Annotated in this window: 13 protein-coding genes; 8 read left to right on the plus strand and 5 right to left on the minus strand. The window is 32.9% G+C overall.

Going from position 1 to position 14,390, the window contains the following annotated elements; all coding sequences use genetic code 11:
• Position 1: 1 nt before the first annotated feature.
• From glgP to VZL98_05095, 4 genes are read left to right on the plus strand one after another with little or no spacing between them, the layout of a single operon-like run.
• Entirely contained in the window at positions 2–2,368 is a 2,367-nt protein-coding gene (gene glgP, locus VZL98_05080) for a glycogen/starch/alpha-glucan family phosphorylase (protein ID WVH64304.1), read from the plus strand.
• A complete protein-coding gene (gene pulA / locus VZL98_05085) occupies positions 2,346–4,235 on the plus strand; it encodes a type I pullulanase (GenBank protein ID WVH64305.1) in 1,890 nt (629 codons plus the stop codon). The genes glgP and pulA overlap by 23 nt, the downstream gene beginning before the upstream one ends.
• A complete protein-coding gene (locus VZL98_05090) occupies positions 4,228–4,830 on the plus strand; it encodes a hypothetical protein (protein ID WVH64306.1) in 603 nt (200 codons plus the stop codon). The genes pulA and VZL98_05090 overlap by 8 nt, the downstream gene beginning before the upstream one ends.
• Before the next feature lie 24 nt (positions 4,831–4,854).
• Positions 4,855–6,543, plus strand: a complete 1,689-nt coding sequence (locus tag VZL98_05095) for a phospho-sugar mutase (protein ID WVH64307.1) — start codon at positions 4,855–4,857, stop codon at positions 6,541–6,543.
• Between the two features lie 145 nt (positions 6,544–6,688).
• On the opposite strand, the gene VZL98_05100 is transcribed toward VZL98_05095, so the two are convergent.
• On the minus strand, positions 6,689–7,195 hold the full coding sequence (locus VZL98_05100) for a hypothetical protein (protein WVH64308.1): 507 nt from the start codon (positions 7,193–7,195) through the stop codon (positions 6,689–6,691).
• A gap of 196 nt (positions 7,196–7,391) precedes the next feature.
• Here VZL98_05100 and VZL98_05105 point away from each other — a divergent pair, with 196 nt between their 5' ends.
• Positions 7,392–7,970: a xanthine phosphoribosyltransferase gene (locus VZL98_05105; protein ID WVH64309.1), complete on the plus strand. Its 579-nt coding sequence runs from the start codon at positions 7,392–7,394 to the stop codon at positions 7,968–7,970.
• 169 nt (positions 7,971–8,139) lie between these two features.
• On the opposite strand, the gene sdaAA is transcribed toward VZL98_05105, so the two are convergent.
• From sdaAA to VZL98_05120, 3 genes are all read right to left on the minus strand, one after another.
• Positions 8,140–9,027, minus strand: a complete 888-nt coding sequence (gene sdaAA, locus VZL98_05110) for an L-serine ammonia-lyase, iron-sulfur-dependent, subunit alpha (GenBank protein ID WVH64310.1) — start codon at positions 9,025–9,027, stop codon at positions 8,140–8,142.
• An 11-nt stretch (positions 9,028–9,038) separates the two neighbouring features.
• A complete protein-coding gene (sdaAB, locus tag VZL98_05115; protein ID WVH64311.1) occupies positions 9,039–9,704 on the minus strand; it encodes an L-serine ammonia-lyase, iron-sulfur-dependent subunit beta in 666 nt (221 codons plus the stop codon).
• 88 nt (positions 9,705–9,792) lie between these two features.
• Positions 9,793–10,029, minus strand: a complete 237-nt coding sequence (locus VZL98_05120; GenBank protein ID WVH64312.1) for a PspC domain-containing protein — start codon at positions 10,027–10,029, stop codon at positions 9,793–9,795.
• Positions 10,030–10,252: 223 nt separating this feature from the next.
• Between VZL98_05120 and VZL98_05125 the strand changes: the two genes are divergently transcribed.
• From VZL98_05125 to VZL98_05135, 3 genes are read left to right on the plus strand one after another with little or no spacing between them, the layout of a single operon-like run.
• Positions 10,253–10,756, plus strand: a complete 504-nt coding sequence (locus tag VZL98_05125; GenBank protein ID WVH64313.1) for an FHA domain-containing protein — start codon at positions 10,253–10,255, stop codon at positions 10,754–10,756.
• The gene (locus tag VZL98_05130; protein WVH64314.1) at positions 10,749–12,068 is read left to right on the plus strand and encodes an FtsW/RodA/SpoVE family cell cycle protein; all 1,320 of its coding nucleotides are present in this window, start codon (positions 10,749–10,751) and stop codon (positions 12,066–12,068) included. The genes VZL98_05125 and VZL98_05130 overlap by 8 nt, the downstream gene beginning before the upstream one ends.
• Positions 12,052–13,455: a penicillin-binding transpeptidase domain-containing protein gene (locus VZL98_05135; GenBank protein WVH64315.1), complete on the plus strand. Its 1,404-nt coding sequence runs from the start codon at positions 12,052–12,054 to the stop codon at positions 13,453–13,455. Before VZL98_05130 ends, VZL98_05135 begins: the two co-directional genes overlap by 17 nt.
• A 39-nt stretch (positions 13,456–13,494) precedes the next feature.
• On the opposite strand, the gene VZL98_05140 is transcribed toward VZL98_05135, so the two are convergent.
• Positions 13,495–14,295, minus strand: coding sequence for an NAD(+)/NADH kinase (locus tag VZL98_05140; GenBank protein WVH64316.1), 801 nt, complete (start codon positions 14,293–14,295; stop codon positions 13,495–13,497).
• Positions 14,296–14,390 lie beyond the last annotated feature (95 nt).

The following is a 14,390-nucleotide window of genomic DNA, read 5'->3' on the forward strand; positions in this document are numbered from 1 at the left end:
AATGAGATTAGATAGCCATGATTTAAAAGAAAAATTAATCAATTATTTGTACTCTATTAGAGGCAAAGACTTAAAAACGGCATCAGAAGAAGATGTCTATATAGCTTTGAGTTTTATACTAAGAGAGATAATAGGGATGAACTGGGAAAACTCAAAGGTTAAATATAATAATCTAAAAACCATTTATATTCTGTCCTTTGAGTATTTGCCAGGCAAATTGTTAGAAAAGAACTTGATATATTTAGGTTTAAAAGAAAATATAGAAAAAGTTTTATCTGAAATAGGATATAGCTTGGACGATATACTACGCTATGAATCCGAAATGGGGATAGGTCATGGAGGACTTGGCGTTATTTGCGATGCTAATATTGACTCTTTATCCACATTCCAATTCCCGGGATTTGCTTATGGGATGCGTTATAAAAGAGGATTAATGATGCTGAGATTGGTGGATGGACTTCAAGTTGAAGAACCGGATAATTGGCTGAAGAACTCGAATGTATGGGAGTTAAAAAAACCATATAGTCATGAGATAAAATATAAAGATTTCAGTGTTAAAGCACAAGCCTATGATTTTCCATACCTGGGTTATGACAACTCTTCCGTAAATACACTTAGATTATGGGATGCTGAACCAATTCAAGATTTAAAATTCGATTCGTTTTCTAAAGGAGATTTAATCGATGCATATGATAATTATGTTCGAGCGAGATCCATATCTGAGTTTTTATATCCCAATGATTCTACACGAGCGGGCAAAAAGTTTAGGCTAATGCAGGAATACTTCTATGTATCTGCAACCATGCAAGACATTATAAGAAGGTATTTTAAGTATAAAGACGACTTGCTGCAAATGGGTAAGAAAATATGCATTGAAATCAATGATACACATCCAATTTTGGTAATTCCTGAGTTTATGAATATATTGAACCGTGATTACGGTATAAGCTTTATGAAAACACTTGAAATTGCAAGAAACCTCTTTAGCTACACAAATTATACGGTATTGTCGGAATCATTTGAGATTTGGGATATGGCATTGATTAATGAAACTATTCCTCAGCTTGAAAAAGCGATATTCTTTTTAGATGAAAGCTCAAAAAAGGAATTTAGGCAAGCTAATATAGATGATGAATTAATTAATTCAATGAGTATAATTAGAGATGGATATCTTCATTCTGTAAATCTCGCTACTTTTGTGTGTCGTAAAATAAATTCTGTTTCTAAAGCACATGAGATAATATTGGAAAAAGATAATTTGAAAGGGTATTATAAATACTATCGAAATAAATTTGAAGTAAAAAATGGCGGAATTAACCACAGAAGATGGTTGAGTGTCGGGAATCCTAGACTATCTAAACTCCTCAACGAAACAATAGGGGATGGATACCTCAAAGACTCTTCAAAACTCATCGAATTAATGGAATATAAGGATAATCTTGGTTTTTTAACAGAACTTGAAAGAGTTAAATTAGAGAATAAGACTGAGATAGCAAATTGTATTAGAAAAGAACTAAAAATCAACATAAATCCTCATTCTATATTCGATATGCAAATGAAGAGATTTCATGAGTTTAAAAGACAGCTTTTGAACGCACTTAGAATAGCCTATGATTATTTTAAACTCAAAGAAAATAGCAATTATAATATAGTGCCAAGGACCTACTTTTTTGGTGGAAAAGCAGCTGCAGGTTACTATACTGCTAAAGAAATTATAGCGTTTATTAATGCTCTTATGAAATTAATAAACAATGATCGATTTATCAAAGATAAAATTAAAATTGTATTTATTGAGAATTATAATGTAGATAAGGCAGAATACCTATTTAAAGCCGGGGATATAAATGAAAGTATAGCAACAGCTTCAAAAGAATCTCTCAGTCTTTCTACTATAAAATTTATGCTAAACGGTGCTGTAACAATAGGCTCTAAAGATGGACTAAACATGGATGTACTAAAAAAGATTGGACCATCTAACTTTTTTGAATTTGGGATTTCTAAAGAGGAAGCCCTGGATATTTCCTTAAATGGAGGATATAATGCATATGAGTATTATAATTCATCGCCTAAAATAAGGAATCTAATTAATAGATTAAATAATCTACCCTATAGTGAATTTCCTTTTGACTTTAAGGTAATACACAATTTATTAATTAAATATAATGACAGTTTTATGGTCTTGAAAGATTTCTTATCCTATGTTGAGGCACATGAGATGATAGATAAAATTTATATTGACTATAATAAATGGAATCAAATTGCACTGACAAATATTGCTCATTCCGGTTTGTACTCATCTGACAGGACGATACTGGAATTTGCAGACAGAGTTTGGAGAATTAACAATGAACACATTCATACAACCTAAGCATAATAAATTAGGTATAATTTACAGTACTTCATCTACCAAATTTAGAGTATGGGCACCGATTAGGAATAAAATAAAATTGTTGATTTATGAAAACTATAATCATGTGAGAAGAAGAGAATACCCAATGTACAAAGATACAAATGGGATATTTTCTGCGGAAATAAGCGGAAATCTCGATGGTAAGTATTATACCTACTTAATTGATGACATGTATGAGGTAACAGACCCGTATTCGATAGCTTCGTCAATCAATAGTGAGAAATCTGCTATTATAAATCTTGAATTAACTGATCCAGAAGGCTTCAGGGAACATGCAAGTCCTAATATTAAATACAAAGAAGCCATTATATATGAAGTCCATGTAAAAGACTACTCGGTTTGTATGTCGTCGGGAACTCTCAATAGAGGTAAATACTTAGGGTTTATCGATAATAAATCAAACTACAAAGGATTTAATACCGGGATAGAACATTTGAAGGAACTTGGAATAACTCATGTGCATTTGTTACCTATCGCAGATTTTATTACGGTACGGGAAGAACCGGGTAAATTTTTAAATAGTGATAACTATAATTGGGGCTATGATCCTGAACTTTATAATGTTCCTGAAGGCTCATATTCTTCAAATCCCTATGATCCGAAAAGTAGGATTTACGAACTTAAAAAACTGATAATGGAGCTGCATAAAGCGGGGATCGCTGTTGTTTTGGATGTAGTATACAATCACACTTACAGAACCAATGATTCTAATTTCAACACTCTTATGCCGGGATATTATTACAGAAAGTTTAACGGCGCATTTTCCAATGGATCGGGATGTGGAAATGAACTTGCCACCGAGAAAACCATGACGAGAAAATTCATCATAGAATCATTAAAATATTGGCAGGACGAATACCGAATAGACGGATTCAGATTTGATTTAATGGCACTTATAGACAATGATACCATATACGAAGCCATAGATGAACTACGGAAACATGACCCTAATATACTAATTTATGGGGAACCTTGGACGGCTCAAAGTTCGCCTCTACCTCTAAATAAAAGGTCGGGATTTGGCTCACAGAGAAACCGAAATTTCGGAATATTCAATCCTTATTTTAGAGACGCGATTAAGGGAGATGGAGATGGAGTTAATCGTGGGTATGTTCAAGGTGATGGTAGCCTAAAGAATAAAATTGAAACCGGGATAATAGGTTCAATTAATATGGACAAAGACCATATAGGATTTTGTGCTGAACCTGATGAAACTATCAATTATTATAATTCACATGACAATTTAATTATCACAGACAAATTAAAGCTTTGGTTTGGAGATGTTCCTGAATTGGAGGATATGAGTATGCTTTCTATGTCCATTATTATGACTTCTCAAGGTATACCTTTCATCCATGCCGGCAATGAATTTTTACGTGATAAAAAACTTGTAAGTAATAGCTATAATTCTGATTTAAGCGTAAACGGAATAAATTGGGAGAATAAGAAGAAGTATTTAAATATATTTAAACATTCAAAAGACATTATAGCAATACGTAAACAATACCTCGATTTTTTCACTTTAAATGCATCTGAGATAAGACGTAGTATAAGGTTTGTACAAGGTCTACCTGATCATGTAATTGCTTATACCATTAAGAGGAAGGATGCAATACTCTTGATAATTCATAATTCCGGTTGGGATAAATTTACTCTTAATATTGCAAATACCATTGAAAAATTAAAAGTAACGAACAAAAACAATAAATATAAAAAAACAGAGATATTTAATAAAACCGGAAAAGTTAACAAAATAATAAATGATATAACAAAATATAAAATCGATAGAATATCTACCAGTATAGTGAGCATTGAAAATGAGTAAATTAAACTTAAAGCATGAGGATGTATTGAAATTTAGCGATGGTTATTTTGGTGGTAACCAAATTTGGTTTAGTGATAGATATGGTAAAAAACATCATAGTAGAACAGGTTGTGGTATCGTAGCTGCTGCTAACAGTATGGTTTATTTAGCTTTTACCAGAAGTGAATACAGAGATTTATATCCATTTGAATCTTTAGATAAAAAATCATTCTCAGAGTTTATATTATTGTTATCCCGATACATTAAACCTAGAATTTATGGTATACCTACTACATCGATTATAATAAGAGGTATTAAAAGATATACGAAGGGGCATGGGGTGAGTATAAGCAATCATAATTTATCGAAGATTACCGATAAAAGAAGAATTATAGAATTCATAAAAACAGGTTTAGAGATGGATACACCGGTATTAAATGTTAACTGGAATCATAAAAATAAAATACTACACAATCATTGGATAGCAATAACCGGGATCAATGAAAACCTGAATCAAAATAATATAGTTTTATCGAGTTGGGGAGAAAAGTATGAGATAAACATGAATGATTACTTTTTCAATACTATTTATAATGGGCTGTTATACTTTATATAATGATAAAATAAGGGGGCTAGAAAAATGGACTATATGAAAAATTATTTAGAATGGATGGAGAATCCTATTTTCGACGAAGAAACCAAAATAGAACTAAAAGAACTTACCGATGAAGAGGAGATAAAAGACAGGTTTTATCAAAACTTGGAATTTGGAACAGCAGGTTTACGTGGTAAAATTGGAGCCGGAACAAATAGAATGAATCAATACACGGTAGGATTAGCAACCCAAGGGTTTGCTGAAACCATTCTAAAGAGGGGCGAAGAAGCAAAAAAGAGGGGAGTTGCAATTTGTTACGATGTAAGGCATAAGTCAAAAGAATTTTCCGAACTTGCCTCAAGTATCTTTGCTGCTAATGGGATCAAAGTATATCTATATAAAACGATTAACCCAACTCCTGTTTTATCATATACGATTAGAAAACTAAAAACAATTGCCGGGGTAATGGTAACCGCAAGTCATAATCCAATGGAATATAATGGATATAAAGCATATTGGGAAGAAGGCTCACAAATTTTAGAAGGACTGGCAGACGAAATACTTAAAGCTATAGAGGAATTGGGTAGCTATGATAAAGTCAAAAAGATTCCGTTTAATGATGCTATGGCCAGTGGAATGGTAGAGTATATAGACGATTCAGTATATGAATCATATATAGAAGATGTATTAAACTACTCCATAAACGAAGATATAGATAAAAATGTAAATATAGTCTATTCACCACTCAATGGAACCGGTAATATTCCGGTTCGAGAAGTGCTTAGAAGAAGGGGATTCACAAATATCAATATAGTTAAAGAACAGGAATTGCCAGATCCGGATTTCACGACGGTAGGATATCCTAATCCTGAAGATCCAAAGGCATTCAAACTTGCCATTGAACTAGGTAAAAAAGTCAATGCAGACCTCCTACTAGCAACAGATCCGGATTGTGACAGAGCAGCAATTGAGGTATTAAATAAAGATGGCGAATACGAGTTTGTTAATGGTAATAAAATTGGTGCTTTATTAATAAACTATATACTAAGTCAAAGAAGCAAATTGGGCAATTTGCCAGAAAATGGTGTAATTGTAAAATCAATAGTTACTGGAGATTTATCAAAAGCAATAGCAGATGAGTATGGAATAGAAGTGGTTGAAACATTGACCGGATTTAAGAACATAAGCGGTAAGGCAAATGAGTATGACATAACAGGAGATAAAAAGTTTTTATTCGGTTATGAAGAAAGTATAGGATACACATATGGAGACTCCGTTAGAGATAAAGACGCAGTGAATTCATCGATGATGATTGCTGAGATGGCAGGATATTATAAAAAACATAGTCAATCGTTGCTTGATGTTCTAGAAGATCTCTATAAAAAACATGGTTACTATAACGAGGATTTAATATCAATTGTATTGACTGGACTAGACGGACAACAGAGAATCAGCAGAATAATGGAAGAATTTAGAAAAAATCCTATTCGAGAATTAAATGGTATAAAACTAGTTAAAATCATTGACTACTTAAATGATGAAACCGGAAATCCGAAATCCAATGTATTAAAATACTACTATGAGGATGGAAGTTGGTTTGCATTAAGACCATCGGGTACAGAACCAAAAATAAAACTTTATATCTACTCAGTAGGAAAAACATTAGAAGACAGTGAAGATAAGATTAAATGCATTAAAGAAGTGGGAATAAATAAAATTGAATCTGTAGAATAATAAAAACAGAGTGACTTATTTTTAAGTCACTCTATTCTTATTAGCTCTTCTAAAATCTTGAATGACAATTGCTTATTCAATATAGAGAGAATCTGCAAAATAAGCAAATAAAAAACCCTCTTGCTGTGCAAAAGGGTAAATCTATCTAGAATTCTCTTGGAGTATCTTCTTTAATAATTTTTCCGTTTTCATCATAAGACATTCTAGTTAAGTTGATAAGGTATGGAACATTATCAATCTTTCTACACTCTAGAAGAGTTACAACTTTAGAATTGTCTTTAGTGGTTTTATATCCTTTTTTCATGATTTTCATAATAGAATAAGGATGCTCTGGTTCTTTAAGAGTAACTAATGAAGCTCCTTCTTGCTCAAATGCTTTTTGGATTACAGCTTCGAAATCAACATCATCACCTAGACCAGGAATTAAGTAATATTTTGCAGCTTTATCTATTGATTCTTCGTTTTTAACTTGAACAGAATCGTATTGACCTTTAGCTATAGCCATACAAGTAGCCATGAAAACTCTAACTCCTGATGATCTATGTCCTGAAACTATTAATGATTCACCGTTATCGATAGCTTCTTGGATATAGTTACCTTGCTCTTCTGTGATAAAACCACTATCAACATTCTTTTTCAACATTGCATGCATATAAAAAACCTCCTAGTTTTATTTAAGGAAACATGTTCCTCTTATATAGTTTAAAGGAATCAATATAGAATATTATAAATTGACCCCCACATCATCATTCATTATACTACATATTTGCATTTAATGAAAGAGTGAAGTATTATTAGAAGTGACAGTAATTAAATTTGATTAATAATTTTAAAAATGGAGATATCGGATGCAATCATTAAAAGAACGAATACTTAGAGATGGAACTGTATTAGATGGCAATATCTTAAAAGTAGACAATTTCATAAATCATATGATAGACCCGGGTTTATTTATGGAAATGGGCAAGGAATACTACGACTACTTCAAAGACAAAAATATAACCAAAATAATTACTATTGAAGTTTCCGGTATTGGACTTGCTGTAACTACAGGATATATTTTTCAGGTACCTGTACTATTTGCCAAAAAGACGATTTCCAAAACACTATCTGAAAACTGCTATGAAACTAAGGTTTACTCTTATACGAAAAAAACCACATATACAGTAAGAGTTGATAAGAGGATGCTTAACAGTGGGGATAATGTGCTTATAATAGACGATTTTTTAGCAAATGGGGAAGCATTAAAAGGTCTGATAGATATAGTTGAACAGGCGGGAGCCAAAGTGGCAGGTATAGGAATAGCGATTGAAAAAGGATTCCAAAAAGGCGGAGAACTAATAAGATCTGAAGGATACGATTTAAAAAGTTTGGCTATAATAAAAGAGTTCAAAGATGGAAGTATAATATTTGACCAAAATAAGTAAGGGTTGTTTCAAAATAGTTCTAAATAAAAGGACCTATCACAATGATAAGTCCTTTTTTATGATCAAATCATAACTAAATAATACCTAACTTAGAGGGATTTAATCCCATTTCTATAAACTAAAAGGATTGTGTCAGAGTTTATGTTATTCTGTCACGCTACCTATTTAATTAAATTCCGGTACAAGCTCCGGAACAGCTGGAAACGGTAAACTTGCTACCCGTAGGTGTTATTGCCAAACCTCCAAGAGCCGTTTCTCTTAAACTTGCCGGAAGCGAGTTTCCAACAGAATACATAGCTTCTACAACTTCGTCAAATGGAATAATAGATTTTACACCGGCCATTGCCAAATCACAAGAGATTATAGCATTGGTTACTCCGGAAGCATTTCTAAGAGCACATGGAAATTCAACCAAGCCTGCAATTGGATCACATACCAATCCAAGTATATTTATTATTGCAAATGATGCTGCATTTATAGCCTCATCCACACTGCCTCCATTTAATTCCACCAATGCTGCTGCCGCCATAGCTGATGCAGCTCCTGTCTCTGCTTGACAACCACCTTCTGCACCGGAGATAGTAGCATTCATCGCAATCATTCCACCTATAGCTGATGCAGTTAAAAGACCGTTAATCATTTCGTCATCAGTTAAACCCTTCTTGTTTTGAAAGGTAACCAATGCTGCAGGAAGAATACCTGAAGCACCCGCAGTTGGAGCGGCTACTATTTTTCCCATAGCACCATTTACTTCTAAAGTAGATAATGCCCTAGCCATAGCTTCCAAGACAAAATCATCAGAAACTGCTTTACCCGAACTTCTGTAATCATTAACTCTTTTTCCGTTACCACCTGTGATACCGGACATAGTTATGACTTCATTTTCAATACCCCTAGTTGAAGATTCTTTCATAACCTGATAGCTTTCTCTAAATCTTTCGATGAAATAATCTCTGTCTTTTCCGGTATCTTCGACTTGTTTCCTTAAAACAGCTTCGCTAATATTAATATTTTCATCATGACAAATTTCTAATAATACTTCTGATTTATTAAACATAATTTACTCCTTTATAATGGCTTAATACCGATAATTCTTGTTATTTCAGGGAATGATTTTATAGATTCAATAACATCATCGTTGAAAGTTTGATCTAATTCCATGACCATCTGAGCAATTTTTTCATCTCTTGTAACTCTTAAGCTGGCAATTGAAATATTATTTCTGGTAAGCACTAATGAAATCGCAGCTATCATGCCAAATTTATCTTTATATTCTGCAACAATTGTAGGGTATTCTCCGGTAAATCTTACATTAATACTGTTTATATCAATAATCTCAATTTTACCGCCACCAATCGATGAACCGGTTATATAAAACTCTTCACCTGTTTCAGGATCTTCAAACAATACTTTTATAGTATTAGGGTGTACATATCCTAGGTCAATAGTTTTGAACATATAGTCTATACCTTTTTCTTTAGCATCTTCTAAAGATCCAACGAGTCTCTCATCATCTGGATCGTAGCCTAAGACGCCACCGACCAGTGCTCTATCGCTTCCATGACCTTGATAAGTAGTTTGGAAACTGCCATGTAGATAAAATGTAACCTTTTTTATTTCTTTACCATATATGGTTTTGGCCATCTTACCGATTCTGGCAGCACCGGCAGTATGAGAACTAGAAGGACCTATCATAATAGGGCCCATTATGTCAAAAATATCATATTTTTTCAATTAAAACACCTCCAGCTTAATTTTAACATATATTGTTCGTATGTACCATGAGTATAATTCAAATAAAAAAACTGCAAATTAATGCAGTTTATATCTCATCATCATACCATTTACTTCTTTCATTGTGAATATTGTATTTTCCGAAATGTGGGTTCTTGGGTATTATCATGGCAGCAATAAAATATATAATTACAGGAAACCCACTAAAACTCATAAGTACCCACACAAGCCGAATTATTGTTGGATCGATATTGAAAAATTCACCAATACCTCCACAAACACCAAATATTTTAACATTACTATTGGATCTTCTAAGTACTTTCACAGCAAATCTCCTTTCCGAATATAATATATTTACAGCTCAAAATTTTAAGTTTTATGAAATTTAAAGGAAATGATTAAGTTAAGTTTCCTTTCGTATACTTTCAAGTATCTTCTTAATATATTATAGCATTGATAATGTCATTATATCATAACAATCTTGTAAGAATATCGGATTATATTTTAAATTATTCTTAAATATGGTAATATGTATTTGAGGTGATTTTATGGAGAGGTTTTTTAAGACTCTTGAAGGCATCTTTACTATTAAAGTATTCGGTGATTTTCAGCTTTATGAGTTGATATCTACTATATTTAAATATATATTTGTATTTATAATATTTTACTTTATTTATAATATTATAAAAATGATTTATTTAGATATTTCAAGCGGAGAAAACATTGGTAAAGAATCTGATACTTATTTAAAACTTATAAATAGGAAGGAACAACTGCCTTTCAAAGTTATGGAGCATTATTATCTATCGAATAGTGTGAATATCGGTAGAGAAGACTCCAATGACATAGTTATTAAAGATAGATTTATTTCCAAGAGGCATGCTCACATCGTGAAAGATGAGGGGATTTACTTCTTAGAAGATTTAGGGTCTGCAAATGGTACTTTTTTAAATGGACAAGAAATTCATGATGCTATTGAATTAAAAGATAAGGATATCATCGATATTGGACAAGTTGAATTCTTGTTTGTAGATGGTGGTTATTATGAGTAGAATAAAAAGTCCTGGCTCGGCAATTGAGCTGAGATCAAAGAATAAAACAAATGTAATTAATATAAAATCTCTAAGAAAGCTAATCTTTATTTTTCAGGTTTTAGCATTAATTACCGTACTCTTCTTACATCCTGAGGTCAGCTATACTAATAGAATTATATTTGCCGTTGTTTTAGTTGGGGGAGTATATGCAGCCAATTTCTTTAATCCTAGAATAACCAATGGAGACAATTATATTCTATTGATAGCTCTACTCTTGTTTTCAATAGGATCTATAATGATTTATAGATTAGAGCCGACATTAGCTGTGAAACAGGTTATCTGGTTAGGTGCCGGTCTTGCAGGATTTTTTGCCACATACTTTATTTTGAAATTTTTAAAGGGTTGGGAAAAGAGAGGTCTATTATATTTTATTGTCATACTTGGATTATTCGTGATAACACTTGTTTTTGGTTCAGTTAGAGGTGGAGCTCAAAACTGGATAGTAATCGGTGGTGAAAATGGATTTATGATACAGCCTACTGAGTTTATCAAGATTGTACTTGTATTCTTGGTTGCTTATAATTACGCAAATTATAATAAAGTTTCGGAAATTACTATAAAAAATTACAAGGTTGGCAGTTATCTGTTAATGGCTGCAGTTTATATCTTTATAGGTATGTTATTCCTACAAGCGGAACTTGGAACTGCACTTATTTTTTATGCCCTACTATTCATTAATCAATTTATTTATGAAGAGAATAAAAAACAAATAATAATAAATCTTGTGCTTGCGATAGTTGGGGCTGTAGTTGCATATATACTTTTTGACCATATCAAGGTAAGAGTAAACACCTGGCTGGATCCATGGAAAGATATAGATAATACCGGCTATCAGATAACTCAATCATTATTTGCTATTGGCAGTGGAGGTTTTTTTGGAGCAGGCATAGGAATGGGGAAACCCGACTTAATACCTAGAGCTTACACTGATTTTATTTTTTCTGCAATTTGTGAGGAAATGGGAATATTTGCCGGTATTGGAGTTATAATGCTATTCTTAATCCTAGTATACAGAGGATTTAAAATTGCACTATCTCAGGAGAATAAGTTCTACTCCATAGTTGCACTTGGTATTTCGATAAACTTTGCAATACAAGCGTTCATAATATTTGGCGGGGTAATGAAATTAATTCCTCTAACGGGTATAACTGTGCCTTTTGTAACTTATGGCGGAAGTTCAATTTTAGCAAGTTTTATAGCATTAGGCGTTTTACAGTACACTTCTGAAAATATAGTGAGTCTGGAGGTGCCAGATGCAAAAAGAGAATAAAAGAATTATCATAATTCTTTATGCTATGGTAGCTATGTTCATTTTTATGGTGCTTTATTTGGCATACTTCCAAATTGTAAAATCAGAAAAAATAGTCAATAATCCTTACAACTCAAGATTATGGGTAGATGAAACCAAGTATAAGAGGGGTAAGATAACCGATAGAAATGGAATTGTCATCGCTGAGTCCATAAATCAAGAAAATGGTGAACAGAAGAGAAATTATCCTTTTGCGAGTTTATTCTGTCATGTTCTTGGTTATACATCAAAAGACTATGGCAAGACCGGTTTGGAACAATCATTTAATTCAGAACTGTTAAATATGACTAGGACTACGCCGATAGATGATATTAAAAACTTGGTGATTGAAAATACAATAGGTAATGACTTAAGAACTACCTTGGATGTAGAACTACAATCACATGCTAGTTCGCTACTGGAAGGTCATAAAGGATCCATTATAGTAATGAATCCGAAAACTGGTGAAATTTATGCGATGTTTGCCAACCCGACCTTTAATCCAAACACCATATCTGAAGATTGGGAGTCGCTGATAAACAATTCAAATTCACCATTATTAAACAGATCTACTCAAGGTCTTTATACGCCCGGTTCAGTAATTAAAATTATTACTGCTACAGCGATTATGGAATCCACTGATACTATTGATTTAAACTACAACGATCAAGGCAAAACTGAAATAGAGGGATATACTATCAATAATTTTGAACATCAAGCTCATGGAGACATAAATATGATGTGGGCTTTGGTTCATAGCTCCAATACCTATTTCGTAGATAAGGCTATAGAAGTTGGATCACTGAAGATGTCCGATATCTTTGAAAGATTTATGTTCAATAGAAAGATTGGTTTTGACCTGCCTGTGGAAGTATCCAAATCACCGTTCAAAGACGGAATGAGTAAAACGGATTTGGCTGCAGCTGCATATGGACAGGGAACTACGCTTGTTACTCCATTAAATATGGCTATGTCAGTATCTGCTATAGCTAATGATGGTAAAATGGTTAGGCCTATACTAGTCAACAGGATAATCAAAAAGGACGGGGAACTAGTTAGAGATGTAAATACTAATGTGCTATCAGAGGTAACTACTCCTGAGATAGCAAATACACTCAAAGAGTATATGAAGACAGTTGTTGAAAACTATCATACTGCTCAGATTCCTGGTCTTGAGTCGGGAGGAAAAACTGGTACAGCTGAAACAGCATCGGGATTAACTCATGCATGGTATGTAGGTTTTGCACCGGTAGAAGATCCGAAATTTGCTGTTGCAGTAGTACTGGAAGAGGATGGTACATTAGGAGGAACAACAGCGGCGCCTATTGGGGCCAGCATGCTACAAAAAGCTTATGAAATAATTAAATAAAATAAGGAAGGTTGCCGCTCAGCAACCTTCCCTTGTTTTTTATAGGAATTTGTCCTTAATATTAATCCAATACCATCTTGGATTAAATACCAATTTATTAATATATCTTTTCGCTATTTTAAACTCAAACTCTTCAGCTATTCCGGTATCTGTAACATTTCCATCGGTTATAAGTTGGAGATTTTTTAAGTCATCTACATCGGGAACAATTTTCAAGATGCTGGTATCCGGCATTACAATTGAGTTCATAAGAGATCTGTATGCTCTCGAATTAATAGGAGCAATTGGAGCTAATTGATACCCTTTTAGTTCATGGTATAAAACCGAGCCACCAACGGAAAAATTATAAGCAGTACTACCCGAAGGTGTAGAAATGATAAGACCGTCTCCGGCAAATCTTTCCAAATGATAATCATCAATATAAACATCTAAATGAACTATACTGCTATTTTTTGATTTTATAACAAATTCATTTAAGGCATATAGATCATATTCATTTGTTTTCGGTTTTCCAATGCCTTGCAGTAGAGCAAGTTTTGATATGCTGTAATTGTCGTTAATAAAATCGTCTATAAAAGTATCTATTTCAGAAATCAATATCTCCTGATAAAAACCAAGATGTCCCGTGTTTATCCCTACAAACGGTACTTGGGAAAACTTTGAATCGTGGACCGCTCTTAAAAAAGATCCATCTCCACCTATGCAAATGTTTAATAATGCATCTTCGGAAGGGTTATAGATTACACTATACCCTTTATTTAAAAGCTTACTTACCAAAACATCTTTTATTAAGATGGATTTGGTATTGATATTAGAGAAAATACTTATTGTTTTATCCATAATTAATGACCTCACTTCTTATATAAGATTATATCATTAGAGATGTTTAATTAAAAGGAATTAGATAAGACTGAAAAATATACTATTACAGAATT

The organism is Peptoniphilaceae bacterium AMB_02, assembly GCA_036321625.1.
Taxonomy (GTDB): domain Bacteria; phylum Bacillota; class Clostridia; order Tissierellales; family Peptoniphilaceae; genus Microaceticoccus; species Microaceticoccus formicicus.

What these genes read in the sequence shown, in the direction of transcription:
- glgP (WVH64304.1), top strand. Translation starts at nt 2, where the DNA reads ATGAGATTAGATAGCCATGATTTAAAAGAAAAATTAATCAATTATTTG.
- pulA (WVH64305.1), top strand. Translation starts at nt 2,346, where the DNA reads ATGAACACATTCATACAACCTAAGCATAATAAATTAGGTATAATTTAC.
- VZL98_05090 (WVH64306.1), top strand. Translation starts at nt 4,228, where the DNA reads ATGAGTAAATTAAACTTAAAGCATGAGGATGTATTGAAATTTAGCGAT.
- VZL98_05095 (WVH64307.1), top strand. Translation starts at nt 4,855, where the DNA reads ATGGACTATATGAAAAATTATTTAGAATGGATGGAGAATCCTATTTTC.
- VZL98_05100 (WVH64308.1), bottom strand. Translation starts at nt 7,195, where the DNA reads ATGCATGCAATGTTGAAAAAGAATGTTGATAGTGGTTTTATCACAGAA.
- VZL98_05105 (WVH64309.1), top strand. Translation starts at nt 7,392, where the DNA reads ATGCAATCATTAAAAGAACGAATACTTAGAGATGGAACTGTATTAGAT.
- sdaAA (WVH64310.1), bottom strand. Translation starts at nt 9,027, where the DNA reads ATGTTTAATAAATCAGAAGTATTATTAGAAATTTGTCATGATGAAAAT.
- VZL98_05125 (WVH64313.1), top strand. Translation starts at nt 10,253, where the DNA reads ATGGAGAGGTTTTTTAAGACTCTTGAAGGCATCTTTACTATTAAAGTA.
- VZL98_05130 (WVH64314.1), top strand. Translation starts at nt 10,749, where the DNA reads ATGAGTAGAATAAAAAGTCCTGGCTCGGCAATTGAGCTGAGATCAAAG.
- VZL98_05135 (WVH64315.1), top strand. Translation starts at nt 12,052, where the DNA reads ATGCAAAAAGAGAATAAAAGAATTATCATAATTCTTTATGCTATGGTA.
- VZL98_05140 (WVH64316.1), bottom strand. Translation starts at nt 14,295, where the DNA reads ATGGATAAAACAATAAGTATTTTCTCTAATATCAATACCAAATCCATC.